Annotated in this window: 11 protein-coding genes; 5 read left to right on the forward strand and 6 right to left on the reverse strand. The window is 66.9% G+C overall.

The annotated features are described in order from the left end of the window. Position 1: 1 nt before the first annotated feature. The 4 genes from AB4118_RS03370 to AB4118_RS03385 form a co-directional block, all read right to left on the reverse strand. Positions 2–826 carry an ABC transporter permease gene (locus AB4118_RS03370; protein ID WP_441488398.1) on the reverse strand — a complete coding sequence of 275 codons (825 nt, stop codon included), beginning with the start codon at positions 824–826 and terminating at the stop codon, positions 2–4. After that, positions 819–1766 (reverse strand): ABC transporter permease, encoded by a 948-nt coding sequence (locus tag AB4118_RS03375; RefSeq protein ID WP_441488399.1) that lies wholly within the window; start codon positions 1764–1766, stop codon positions 819–821. Before AB4118_RS03375 ends, AB4118_RS03370 begins: the two co-directional genes overlap by 8 nt. Positions 1767–1855: 89 nt before the next feature. Further along, positions 1856–3412, reverse strand: coding sequence for an ABC transporter substrate-binding protein (locus AB4118_RS03380; RefSeq protein ID WP_441488400.1), 1557 nt, complete (start codon positions 3410–3412; stop codon positions 1856–1858). Positions 3413–3446: 34 nt separating this feature from the next. Beyond that, complete coding sequence (locus AB4118_RS03385; protein WP_441488401.1) at positions 3447–4805, reverse strand: M20 family metallopeptidase; 1359 nt, start codon at positions 4803–4805, stop codon at positions 3447–3449. A 182-nt stretch (positions 4806–4987) separates the two neighbouring features. On the opposite strand from AB4118_RS03385, the gene AB4118_RS03390 reads away from it, so the two are divergent. Further along, entirely contained in the window at positions 4988–5752 is a 765-nt protein-coding gene (locus tag AB4118_RS03390; RefSeq protein ID WP_441488402.1) for a GntR family transcriptional regulator, read from the forward strand. 134 nt (positions 5753–5886) lie between these two features. Here AB4118_RS03390 and AB4118_RS03395 read toward each other — a convergent pair whose 3' ends face one another. Together AB4118_RS03395 and AB4118_RS03400 are read right to left on the reverse strand one after the other, a co-directional pair. Next, on the reverse strand, positions 5887–7146 hold the full coding sequence (locus AB4118_RS03395; RefSeq protein ID WP_441488403.1) for a flavin monoamine oxidase family protein: 1260 nt from the start codon (positions 7144–7146) through the stop codon (positions 5887–5889). Then, positions 7143–8687 (reverse strand): cation:proton antiporter, encoded by a 1545-nt coding sequence (locus tag AB4118_RS03400; RefSeq protein WP_441488404.1) that lies wholly within the window; start codon positions 8685–8687, stop codon positions 7143–7145. The genes AB4118_RS03395 and AB4118_RS03400 overlap by 4 nt, the downstream gene beginning before the upstream one ends. A gap of 315 nt (positions 8688–9002) precedes the next feature. Here AB4118_RS03400 and AB4118_RS03405 point away from each other — a divergent pair, with 315 nt between their 5' ends. The 4 genes from AB4118_RS03405 (at position 9003) to AB4118_RS03420 (ending at position 11905) form a co-directional block, all read left to right on the forward strand. Further along, positions 9003–10400 carry a metal-dependent hydrolase family protein gene (locus AB4118_RS03405; protein ID WP_441488405.1) on the forward strand — a complete coding sequence of 466 codons (1398 nt, stop codon included), beginning with the start codon at positions 9003–9005 and terminating at the stop codon, positions 10398–10400. 174 nt (positions 10401–10574) lie between these two features. Next, a complete protein-coding gene (locus AB4118_RS03410; RefSeq protein ID WP_441488830.1) occupies positions 10575–11048 on the forward strand; it encodes a VOC family protein in 474 nt (157 codons plus the stop codon). A gap of 205 nt (positions 11049–11253) precedes the next feature. After that, entirely contained in the window at positions 11254–11529 is a 276-nt protein-coding gene (locus AB4118_RS03415; RefSeq protein ID WP_441488831.1) for an AbrB/MazE/SpoVT family DNA-binding domain-containing protein, read from the forward strand. After that, on the forward strand, positions 11516–11905 hold the full coding sequence (locus AB4118_RS03420; protein ID WP_441488406.1) for a type II toxin-antitoxin system VapC family toxin: 390 nt from the start codon (positions 11516–11518) through the stop codon (positions 11903–11905). Before AB4118_RS03415 ends, AB4118_RS03420 begins: the two co-directional genes overlap by 14 nt. Positions 11906–12175 lie beyond the last annotated feature (270 nt).

Below are 12175 nucleotides of genomic sequence, written 5' to 3' on the forward strand. Positions count from 1 at the left end.
CTCAGCTCCTCGGGTTCAGCGCGTCGCGCAAGCCATCGCCGAGCAGGTTGAAACCGATCGCGACCAGCGCGACGGCAAGGCTCGGCCACAGGATCATCCAGGGGCTCAGATGCATGAAGCGGCGGGCCTCCGCGACCATCAGCCCCCATTCCGAGGCCGGTGGCTGGGCGCCGAGCCCAAGGAAGGAGAGCGTCGCAAACAGCATCACCGCGAAGGCGACGCGGATCGTCATCTCGACGACGATCGGGGCGACGACATTCGGCAGCATCTCGCGCCCGACGATATAGGCGGCGCTCTCGCCGCGCGCGATGGCGGCGTTGACATAGTCCTGCTTGCGCACGGCGAGCGCGACCGAGCGTGTCACCCGCGCCATGCCGGGCGCGAAGGCGAGCGCGATGGCGAGAAGTGCGTTCATGCTGCTCTTGCCGAGCAGGTTCACGATCAGCAGCGCCAGCAGCAGGCTCGGGATCGACATGATGGCATCGACAGTGCGCATGATCGCCTCGTCGCTGCGCCCGCCGAGAAAGGCCGAGACCGTGCCGACCACGGCGCCGACCAGCGTGCCGAGCGCAGTTGCGATCACCGCCATGACGACCGTGGCGCGTGCCCCATGCAGCAGGCGGCTCAGGATATCGCGGCCATACTGGTCGGTTCCGAGCCAGAACTGCGCGCTCGGCGGCTTGTAGCGCATCAGCGGCGCCATCTTCTCGGGGTCGTAGGGCGCAAACCACGGCCCGACGATAACGGCGAGCAGGATCAGGCCGACGATGATCAGGCCGAGCGCACCTTGCGGCGAACGCAGCATCCGCTTGAGGATCTCAATCATACTGGATCCTCCGGTCGAGCCAGGCATAGGCGATGTCGGCGAGGAAATTGGCGACGGCGTAGGTCGTCGCAAGGATCAGCGCGCCGGCCTGGATGGATGGCAGGTCGCGCGCCTGGATCGCGACGATGAGCTGGCGCCCGATGCCCGGCAGCGCAAAAATCTCCTCGACGACGATGACGCCGCCGAGCAGATAGCCGACATCGAGCGCGACGATGGTGATGGTCGGCAGCAGCGCATTGCGCAGCGCGTGCTTGAACAGCACTTGCCGCTTCGACAGGCCCTTGAGGCGCGCTGCGCGGATATAGTCGGAATGCAGCACATCGACCAGTTCGGAGCGCACCATGCGCGAGACATGGGCGATCAGGATCAGCGAGACGGTCAGCACCGGCAGGACGAGATGCCTGAGGCCGCGCAGCGGATCCTCGGTCAGCGGCACATAGCCCGTCGCCGGCAGCCATTGCAGCCAATCCGCCAGCACCAGCACGACGAGCGTGGCGGTGACGAATTCCGGAAGCGAAACACCGACATAGGAGAGAAAGCTCACCCCCAGATCGGCGGCCCGGCCGCGTCGCACCGCCGCGATAATGCCGAGCGGGATCGCCAGCACCAGCATCAGCACGATCGAGAACAGCGCCAGCAGCAGCGAGCGCCCGAGCGCCTCGAGCATTGCGGGCGCAACCGGCTGGCCGGTGCGCATCGAGAGGCCGAAATCGCCGTGCAGGACGCCTGCGAGCCAGTGCAGGTACTGCAGCCAGATCGGGTCGTTCAGCCCCATCTTGACGCGCAGCGCCGCGAGCGCATCCGGCGTCGCGTTCTCACCCAGCATCATGACCGCAGCATCCGCCGGCAGGATCTGGGTGATCGCGAAGACGATCAGCGACACGACCAGCAGCGTGTAGCCTATCAGCAGGATCCTTTTGAGGATATAGGCGGGCGACACGCGCTTATGCCTCGCTTTTCGCTTGGAGCCGGATCCGATCAGATTGAATCAATCTGATCGGTGAAGCCGTCTCTCGCTTTGGAACGGGCTCAGCCGCGCTTCGGCGCGTTGGCGCCGAGCGAGACGAAATCCAGCCGGAAGACGGCGCCGCGCGGATGCAGCTGGTAGCCCTGTACCCAATCGCGCTGTCCGCCGAGCAGGTCGAAGAAAGCGGGAATGATCGAGGGCACCTCGTCATACATCAGCTTCTGCGCCTGCGCGTAGAGCGCGCGGCGCTTGGTCTCGTCGACCGTGGCGCGCGCCTCGAAGATCAGCTTGTCGAAGGCGGTATTGTTCCAGCGCGTCTCGTTCCAGGCAGCGTTCGAGGTGTAGAGCAGCGAGAAGATGGCGTCGGCCGTCGCCTGCATGTTGTAGAAGCCGACATAGAACGAGCCCTTCTTCCAGACCTGGTCGAGATAGGTCGCGTGCGGCATAGTCTCGACCTTGATGTCGAAACCGGCGGGCTTGGCCATCTCGCGCAGGGCCACGGCCAGCTGCGTGCGTTGGCCCGGACGATCCGAGGCGATCAGCGTCGCTTCCAGCCCCTTGGGATAGCCGGCCTCCGCCAGCAGCGCCTTGGCCTTGGCGATGTCGGCCTTCTTCGCCGGCAGCTCGGCGAAGAAGCGATAGGCCGGGCTGAGCGGGGTATCGTTGCCGGGCGAGCCAAAGCCCTCGGTGACGAAATCGACCATCGCGGCGCGATCGACGGTGAGCGCCAGCGCCTGGCGCACGCGCACATCGTTAAAGGGTTTTTGGTCGCAGCCGAAATTGACGTTGCAGAACTGGCCCGACGGCACGCGCAGCGCCTTGACGCCCGAGGCCTTCTGCAGCCGGCCGAACTCGGTCGGCGGCGTGGTGCTGATCAGATCGGTATCGCCGGCGATCAGCGCCGAGGCTTCGGCACTGACATCGGGGAAGACCACGACCTCGACCTTGTCGAGATAGGGCCGTGCCTTGTCGTAATAGGCCTCGTTGCGGGCGACCACGATCTGCCGCTCCGGCTCGAAGGAGACGAGCTTGAACGGGCCGGTGCCGATCGCCTGGCGGTCAAGCTTCTCCAGCCCGCCCTTGATGACGGCAGCCGGCACGATCTTGGCGTTGGTATAGGCTAGCGTCACCGGCAGATCGGCGAAGGGCGCCGACAGGGTGAAGACGACGGTCGCGTCGTCCTTGGCCGCGACCTTGGCGATCGGCCCGACATTCTGGCGTGCTGGCGAGGCAGTCTTGGCGTCGAGAATGGCCTCGAAGGTCGCGACCACATCGGAGGCCGTGCAAGCCGAGCCGTCATGGAAGGTCAGGCCCTTGCGGAGCGCGAAGCTCCATTCGGTCAAATCGGCGGAATTCGTCCAGGATTCAGCGAGATCGGGCTCGGCGCTCATGTCAGGATTCAGGCGCGTCAGGCCGGAATAGAGCAGTTCGGCAACGAGATATTCCGGGTTCACCCGGGTGACGAGCGGGTTGAGCTTGGAGACGGCCTGATCGACGCTGACGCGCAAGGTGCCGCCGCGCCGGGGCGCATTCTGGGCGAAGGCCGGCAGACCGGTCAGGCTAAGCCCGCCGAAGGCGGCGGAGGCGGCGAGGAAATCACGACGGTGGATGCTCGGCATGGAACGCTCCTTCAGCTTCGGGATATGAGAGGGGTCAGGCAAGGTCGGGGTTGAGCTCGGGCCTGAACTCGGCGGCGAGATAGGCGAGCACGGCGCGCGCCAGCGCGATGATGTCGGAGACCGTCGTGTACTCGCCCGGCGCGTGGATATTGCGGTCGGGGCGGCCGAGCCCGCCGAGCAGCACTTCCGACCGGCCGGTTGCGCGCTGGACCCAGCCGAAATCAGAGCAGCTCGCCGCGCCCCAGCGGCGGAAATCCTCCGGCGCATAGCCGAAGCCCGCGCCGACGGCGGCCTGCCAGCGCGGCCAGTGCGGCCCGGCCGGATCGCTGGTCGGAGCGAGATGTCCGATCAGCGCCGTCTCGACGGTCAGGCCGGGGACGGAAGCGACGGCGCGGCGCACCGTCTCCTCGATCTCGGCCAGCGCGTCCTCAAAAGCTTCCTCCGGCATGTAGCGGCGGTTTAGCGTGAGTTCGAGCAGGGCCGGCACCTGCCCGCCGGCCGTGCCGCCGCCAATGGTCGCGATGTTGAGCTGCGCGGCCAGTGCCGGTTTTCCCGGCGGTGGCGGCAGTGCGGACAGGCGGGTCGCCACCTCCGCCTTGAGACCAGCCAGCGCGTTCAGCAGCGGCAGCGAACCCTCGATCGCGTTGAGGCCGCTGCCGCGCCGGTTGCCTTCGCCGGCATGGACCGCCTGCCCGCGGACCCGCACCAGCAGGTTGAAGAGCCCGAAGCAGCCGGCCCAGATGCGCGCCTCGGCGCTGCCGTTGAAATTGATGATGGGAGCGTGGAGCCTGCCCAGCTCGGCGCCGACAGGGCCGTCGAGCCGGCCCTGCTCTGCGAGATAGCGGATGCCGGGATAGAGGCCGCCCTCCTCGTCGGTGCAGAACAGCAGCATCGGATCATAGGCGAGTGCGATGTTGCGGGCCTTGGCCGCCCGCAGCGCCAGCAGCACGGCTGCGATGCAGCCCTTCATGTCGGCAGCGCCGAGGCCGATCAGGCGTTCGCCATCGCGGGCCATCGAGAGCGGATCGGTCGTCCAGCCCGGTGCGGCCGGGACCGTGTCGACATGGAAATAGAGCCCGCAGACCGGCTTTCCGGTCTTGGCGGTCGCAATCAGATTCGTCCTGGTGCCAGCGGCCGGGCCGTTCGGGACACGCCAGAGCTCGTCCGGCACATCGACGCGCTCGGTTTCCAAGCCGAGCGGGCGCGTCAGCGCCTCTATCAGCGTCGCGAAGTCGCCATAGCCCTGCCCCGGCGGAAATGAGGTATCGACCGCGATCATCGCTCCGAGATCGGCGATCGCCGCCTCGACCGCCTCAGCAATCCAGGCGCCGGCGCGCTCCAGCCCCGCCGTCTCGCGCACAGCCTCGCGCGCCTCCTGCCCGTCACGGCTCATCGGACCGCCCTGCCCCGGCGCGGTGGCTGGGCGGCGCGGACGCGATCTGCCATGGAGATGGCTGAGGTAGCGGAGTGCATGGCCATTGGCGCTCAAGCAGCTTTCATATAAACTATATAGAAATAGGACTCAGCCTCATGCCTCCTGTCAATGCCAAAAAAGCGACCGCGCCTGCCGCGGGATTGATCAGCGGCGGCGACGTGGCGTCCACGCTGCCGAACCTCGTCTCCCTCGATTCCGCACCGCTCTATGAGCGCGTGAAGCGGCATATGTCGGAGGCGATCCTCGTCGGGGAATGGCAACCCGGCATGGTGCTGCCCAACGAAACCGCATTGGCGCAAGGGTTTGGCATCGCTGTGGGCACGGTGCGCCGGGCGATGAGCGACCTCGTTGCCGAGGGTTTGCTGTCACGTCGGCGCAAGACCGGCACGGTCGTCACCGGCCGCGCGCCGCATCATTCGCTGCGCTTCTTCTTCCAGTATTTCCGTCTCCACCGGGCTGACGGCAGCCTGGTGCGGTCGACAAGCCAGTTCCTGACGGTAGAGACGCGGCAGGCTACGCCCGAGCAAGCCCAGCGCCTACAGATCAGAGCTGGCGGTGTGGTCGCGATCCACCGCATTCGGCATGCGGACGGCCGCCCCGTCATGCATGACAAGTTGCTGCTCGCAGAAGAAAGAGTCCCAAGCCTACCCCGCGAGCCGGCAGCTCTGCCGCCGCTACTCTACCTTCATCTGCTGGAGCATTACGGCATTCGCATCTCAGCAGTTCGCGAGCAGATTACCGCTGAACTTGCCAATGATGAGGACATCGCCCTCCTCGATCTCGCCGGGCCGGAAGCAGTGCTCGCCATTGACGAGGTCGCCTACGATCAGGCGGGCCTGCCGACCATTCTCGGCCGGCATCGCGCCAGTACGCGCGCGCATGCTTACATCAATGAGGTTCGGTAGGCGCCGCAACCGGGCATGGGAGGGTCGGCCAAAAGCTGACGTTGGGTGCCTGCACGGGCTATATCGGTTGGCGGCCCATCAGGACGCGAACGTCCTGGCCAACGGTCAGCGCCTTCCTTGGGTGTGGCAGCGATTTACCCATCGCGCCGCAGATGGCCACCGTTGCGCGCGAAATGATGGCTGCTCAAAACGCCCTCCGCCGCATCGAGCCCCGTCTGATACGCCCCATGCGCGGTCGAGAAATCATCCGTCGAACAGGCCTCGCCCGCGAAGAAGATGCGCTCGTCCCCTGGCTTTGCCAGAATGGCGCGCGCCTCGACGCAGCCGGGAAGCGCGTGGCTGTATGAGCCCCTGATGAAGGGGGATTTCGCCCAGCGCGTTTGCGCGACCGGTTTCAGCCGGCGCCGGATGCCGGCGCCGAACAGGCCGGCGAGCTCGTCTTGGGCGAAGGCGACCATGTCCTCGCTCGCTTCGAGTTCGCGCGCGGCGGCGCCGCAGATGAAGCCCTCGATCAAGGGTCGGCCGAATGGCCGCAAATGGTAGCTGCCGGTCTTCGCTGTATGCGGGTTTCCCAGCACCTGCGTGTCCGGCTCCAGATCGTCCGGGCGATCGATCGCGAAGGACACCTTGTCGGCGAGGCCGAGCGGCAGGCGGGACGCCGCCTCGATCCGGTCATCAAGCGCCGCCGGCAATTTGATTATTCCCGCGGCAAGGACATCGGTCGAAACCGTGATGATCGCAGCCCCTGCCCTGATCGTGCCTGAGCCCGTGACGATGGCGAGTTGGGACTGGTCAGCCTCGATTGCCGAGACGGGCATGCCGAGCGAGATCGGCAGCCCGGATGCCGCCCTGGCGATGAGCGCGCCATAGCCCTCGATGACGCGCCAGTTCACGCCCGTATCCGCATCGGCGAAGGCGAGATAGTCGCGGATCGAGAGGGATTTGAGGTCGGTTCCGTTGATATAGCTGCTGACGGCTTCGAGATAGGGATTCCAGGTGCCGCCCTCCTCCAGCAGGTCGGCTGCCCGGTCAGTGCCGGCCGGGGCCCGGCGCAGGCGCTGCTCGAAGCTAGTGAAGGCGGCGCGGGCGGCCATCTGATCGGCGGCGGGGAAGCCCAGATTCCTGAACTGGCGCCCCCAGGGCGGCAGCGTCCTGTCGATGGTGAAGCCGAGGTCAGGCGCCAGCGCAGTCCAGGGATTGCGCTCGGCGGAGTGCAGCCAGCCGCAGCCGAGATCGATCGGCAAACCCTCGTGCCGGATGGTCCAGGCGCGGCCGCCGACCCTGTCGCCGGCCTCGATAACGGCGAGCGACAGGCCTGCTTCGCCAAGCCGTCGCGCTGCCGCGATCCCGGCCGCGCCGGCGCCGACCACGACTACATCGAGTTCCGCGCTCATTCGACCGTCCTTGCTGCTGCGCCCAGTTCCAGCCAGTCGAGCTCTTCCTCGAGCCGATGGAAGGCATCGTCGCCGATCGTGCCGTCGCTTCGCAGCGCCAGCGCCTTGTCGCGCGCCGCGGCGAGTGCATCGCGCCGGAGCTGGTTCTGCGTGGTATCGAACTCGTCGCTGTCGCGCGTCTGCGCGAGCATGTCGTCATATTCGCGGCGCACCGCCAGCGCGGCCTCGGACGGCGCATCGCCGATCGTTGCGATGGCCGCCTTGAGGGCGAGCTTTCGCGCCATGCGAAACTCGCGCTCGACCGGGCGGTCGTCCCGCGGCGACAGCCGGCGCAGCAGGAGCGGCAGGGTCAGTCCCTGGATCAAGAGCGTCCCGACCACGACCGTGAAGGCGCAGAGCAGGATCAGGTCGCGGTGCGGAAAACCGCCCGGCAGGGCATAGGCGGCGGCAAGCGTGACGATGCCGCGCATGCCGCACCATGCGATGATCAGGCCGTCGGAACCCGCCGTTGACGCCGGGCGCGTCTCGTCCTTCGCGCCCTCCGTGGCCCGGCGCGTCAGTTTCGCGATCGCCTGATAGGTCATGACCCAGCTCAGGCGCACGATGATGACGGTTGCCAGGACGGCCAGCGCAATGACGGGAAAGGCGCCGATCTCACGCGGGCTGAGATTGGCGAGGATAGGCCGCAATTGCAGGCCGATCAGCACGAAGGCCAGGGTCTGGAGCACGAAGACGGTCGTCTCCCAGACCGCATAGGACGGGATGCGAAGGCGCGCGCTGGTGCGGGCGGGCGCGGTGCGCGCAATCACCATGGCATAGACGACGATGGTGATGATGCCCGACAGATGCAGCCGCTCCGCCAGGATCCAGACCCCGAATGTCGTGATGAACTGCAGGATGATGGCGCTCGGCGGGTCCTTGAACGCGCCGAGGAAGCGGACCAGCGACCAGCCGAGAAACGCGCCGAGCCCGATACTGCCGATGACGACGAGGCCGAAGGTCGGCAGCGCCGAGGCTGGCGAGAAGCCCCCGACGAGCACGGCCCCGACGGCAACGCGATAGATCAGGAGCGCGGTCGCGTCGTTGAGCAGGCTTTCGCCTTCCAGGATGACGAGGAGCCGATGCGGCGGGCGCAGGCGGCGCAGAACGGCGGTCGCCGCGACAGCATCGGGCGGCGCGACGATCGCGCCGAGCGCCACGGCGGCGGCCCAGGGCAGATCCGGCACTAGCCACCGGGCGACCGCCGCTACCGCGACCGTCGTCACCCCGACCGCAACGACGACGAGACTGCCGACGGAGAGCCAGTTCCGGCGCAGGTCGCGCGGCGAGGTATCGAAGGCGGCGTCGAGCAGGATCGGCGCGACGAACAGGGCGAGCACCAGTTCGGGATCGAGCGCGAATTCCGGTGCGTTCGGGACGAGCGCCAGCGCCGTCCCGGCGACCGCGAGCACGACCGGATAAGGCACGCCGATGCGCCGCGCGCCCGCCGAGAGCAGCACCGCCCCCAGCATGATGGCCAGGATCGACTCGAAGAAGATCATCGCCGGATTTTGCGCGGGGCCGCCGGCATTGTCGATTGGCGGGCAGATCAGACTGGAGGCAAGCCCGATCGCAGGAGGCGGACCGCAGGATGAGTGCGGCTGTGGCCGTCACGTCGCCTGTCCTCGCGCCCCTGCCCTGTCGCTGCGCTGAGCCCGCAACCTGGCGGATGACGGGAGCGTCATGACGAGAGCGCGCTGTAGAGCATCGGACCGGAAAGTGGAATCCGGTTTTCGGACGAATCCGATGCTCGAACAAAGAGCTGGATCGCCGTATGCATCCGGGCTCTCCTGGGTTACGCCTTTAAGCCTGCGGGCATGGCGTTCCCCCATCTGGCTTCGGGAGGTTGCAGCGTGGCATTTTTGACCCGACGGCGCTTTGTCGCCTCTCTTCCGGCTCTGGCCTCTTGCCTGACATCTCCGCTGCGCGCGCAGGTCGGCGCCCCGACAGGCACCGGCACGACACTGTTCCAGGACGTCCGCATCTTCGACGGGACGGGCAGCGGGCTCTCGGCACCGTCGCATGTGCTCGTCCGCGGCAATCTGATCGAGCGCATCTCGGCGGCGCCGCTCACTGCGGAGCCCGGCACCGAGGTCATCGCGGGCGGCGGGCGAACGCTGATGCCGGGGCTGACCGATATGCACTGGCACGCGATGCTGGTGCGCTCGACGCCGTCGCAATCGCTCTTCGGCAATCTCGGCTTCAATTATCTGACGGCCGGCGCCGAGGCGACTGAGACCCTGATGCGCGGCTTCACCACGGTCCGCGACATGGGCGGCCCTTCCTTCGGCCTCAAGCAGGCCATCGATGGCGGCGTGCTGCCAGGGCCCCGCATCTATCCCTCAGGTGCAGTCATCACGGTGACCAGCGGGCATGGGGATTTCCGCCAGCTGACCGACCTACCGCGAGCACAGGGCTCGCTGTCGCGGATGGAGCAGGTCGGCGGCAGCATGGTCGCCGACAGCCCCGACGAGGTGCGCATGCGCGTCCGCGAGCAGCTGATGCAGGGCGCCTCCCAGATCAAGCTGACGGCCGGCGGCGGCGTCGCCTCGCCGTTCAGTCCGCTCGATGTCTCGACCTTCACCGCAGACGAGCTGCGCGCCGCCGTGGAGGCCGCCGAGAACTGGGGGACCTATGTCACCGTCCACGCCTACACGCCGGCGGCGATCACCCGCGCCATCTCCGTCGGGGTGAAATGCATCGAGCACGGTCACCTGATGGACGAGGCGTCGGCGCGGCTGATCGCGGAAAAGGACATCTGGCTGAGCACGCAGGCCTTCCCGGACGAGATGGCGGAGGCCTTTCCGCCGGGCTCGGGCGAGCGGGCCAAGGCCTATACCGTGTTTGCCGGCACGGAGAAGACCTTCGAGCTGGCGAAGAAATACAAGCTCAAGCTCGCCTTCGGGACCGACATCCTGTTTTCGCCGCAGCTTGCGAGGCGGCATGGCGAACTTCTCGCCAAATGGACGCGCTGGTTCACCCCCGCCGAAACCCTGGCCATGGCGACCAGCACGAATGCGCGGCTGCTCGAACTGTCCGGCCTGCGCAATCCCTATCCGGGAAAACTCGGCGTGGTTGCGCCCAACGCCCTGGCCGATCTGCTGCTTGTCGACGGCAACCCGCTCGAGAACATCAATCTCGTCGCTGATCCGCACCGGTCTTTCGTCGTGATCATGAAGGACGGCAAGATCTACAAGAATGCGCTGCCGGGCTGAGGGCCTCCGGCGGCTCTGATGCCGCCATAGTCTTTCCTGCCTTGCCGGCGGAACCCCGATGGGCCCAGCGCATTCCAAGGTCGTGGGAGATTTTTGACGAACCGTGAACCGCCTTCGTCTGCGTGGAAACCAGGCCGGAATTGGCCGTAAACAGCGAAAGGACAAGCCGTGACGATCGCCAAGAACACGATCTGCCTCTGGTACGACAAGGACGCGGAAGCGGCCGCCCGCTTCTACGCCGAGACCTTTCCGGACAGCGCGGTGGGGGCCGTCCGCCGCGCCCCGACCGATTTCCCCTCCGGCAAGGCGGGCGACGTGCTGACGGTCGACTTCACCGTCGCCGGCATCCCTTGCCTCGGCCTGAATGGCGGGCCCGCCTTCAAGCATAACGAAGCCTTCTCGTTCCAGATCGCCACCGACGACCAGCAGGAAACCGACCGCTACTGGAACGCGATCGTCGGCAATGGCGGGCAGGAAAGCGCCTGCGGCTGGTGCCGGGACAAATGGGGCATCTCCTGGCAGATCACGCCGCGCGTGCTGACCGAGGCCATGGCGGCCGGCGGCGAGGAAGCAAAGCGCGCCTTCACCGCGATGATGACCATGAAAAAGATCGATGTCGCCGCGATCGAGGCGGCACGGCGCGGCTGAGGTTTGCAAGGGGGTTTTGCCCATTGTAGCCCCGCCGGCCATTGCGATACCGGGTCGTGTCCGGCGCAGATCCAGAGACGCTGCGTCGCGCTGGCGCGGCGGGCGCAGCTTGGGGATGCCGGATCCCGCCGCGGCTCGATCCCGCTTGAAGGCCAGCCCATGCGGCATTATCTTACCATCGTCTTACCCGCGGCATCTGGACACCATGGCAAGCGCGCCGAAATTGACAACGACGGTCTCCACGAAGGGCCAGGTCATTCTGCCCAGCTCGATTCGCCAGCGGCGCGAATGGGGGGCCGGAACGCGCCTCATCGTCGAAGAGACACCCGATGGCGTGCTGCTGAAGCCGGCTCCTGCCTTTGCGGAGACCCAGCCTCAGGACGTCTTTGGCGTTCTCCCGCCTGTCGGCAGGGCGAAGACGCTGGAAGAGATGGCGGCGAGTGTTCTGGCTGAGGCAAAGCGCCGGCATGCTCGCGATTGATACCAATCTGATCGTTCGCTACCTGACGGGCGACCATCCCCGGCAATCAGAGCGCGCGCGCATTCTGATCGATGGACAGCCGGTTTTCGTCGCGCAAACCGTGATGCTCGAGGTCGAATGGGTGCTGCGCAGCGCCTATGAGTATGATGCGGCCGATATCACCCGGGCCTTGAGAGCCTTTGCCGGCCTTCCCACAGTGACGGTCGAAGACGGCGCGGTGGTCGCTGCTGCCTTGGATCTGACTGAGCGCGGCATGGACTTCGCCGATGCCCTGCATCTCTGCAAGTCGGCCCATTGCGAGGGTTTCGCGACGTTCGATCGCAAGTTCATCACATTGGCGAAGGCGGCGGGCTATCGGCAGGTGCGAGAAGCCTGACAGGCAGGTCAGCGCGCGCCCCCAAACGAAAACGGCCCCGCATCACTGCGGAGCCGTCTTCCGTCGGGAGCTCACGCGGGGAGCTCGACCTTGGATGCCGCAGGTCTGACCAAGCAGGCCAGGAGCGAGCGGCCCGATTGCCTTACGACCTTCTGCTGCGCCGGGCCAGCGCCATAGCCGGCCACGATGCCGCAGTTGACGCCGCTAAGCTTCTCGTTTCCCCGCGGCATCGGCCGCCGCTCTATCCCCCGCGTCGGCGCGGCCCGGCAG

This window comes from Allobosea sp. 2RAB26, assembly GCF_052115465.1.
Classification (GTDB): Bacteria; Pseudomonadota; Alphaproteobacteria; order Rhizobiales; family Beijerinckiaceae; genus Allobosea.

Coding starts and splice junctions, on each gene's coding strand:
- AB4118_RS03370 (WP_441488398.1), bottom strand. CDS start 826: ATGATTGAGATCCTCAAGCGGATGCTGCGTTCGCCGCAAGGTGCGCTC.
- AB4118_RS03380 (WP_441488400.1), bottom strand. CDS start 3,412: ATGCCGAGCATCCACCGTCGTGATTTCCTCGCCGCCTCCGCCGCCTTC.
- AB4118_RS03385 (WP_441488401.1), bottom strand. CDS start 4,805: ATGAGCCGTGACGGGCAGGAGGCGCGCGAGGCTGTGCGCGAGACGGCG.
- AB4118_RS03395 (WP_441488403.1), bottom strand. CDS start 7,146: ATGAGCGCGGAACTCGATGTAGTCGTGGTCGGCGCCGGCGCGGCCGGG.
- AB4118_RS03400 (WP_441488404.1), bottom strand. CDS start 8,687: ATGATCTTCTTCGAGTCGATCCTGGCCATCATGCTGGGGGCGGTGCTG.
- AB4118_RS03405 (WP_441488405.1), top strand. CDS start 9,003: ATGGCGTTCCCCCATCTGGCTTCGGGAGGTTGCAGCGTGGCATTTTTG.
- AB4118_RS03415 (WP_441488831.1), top strand. CDS start 11,254: ATGGCAAGCGCGCCGAAATTGACAACGACGGTCTCCACGAAGGGCCAG.
- AB4118_RS03420 (WP_441488406.1), top strand. CDS start 11,516: ATGCTCGCGATTGATACCAATCTGATCGTTCGCTACCTGACGGGCGAC.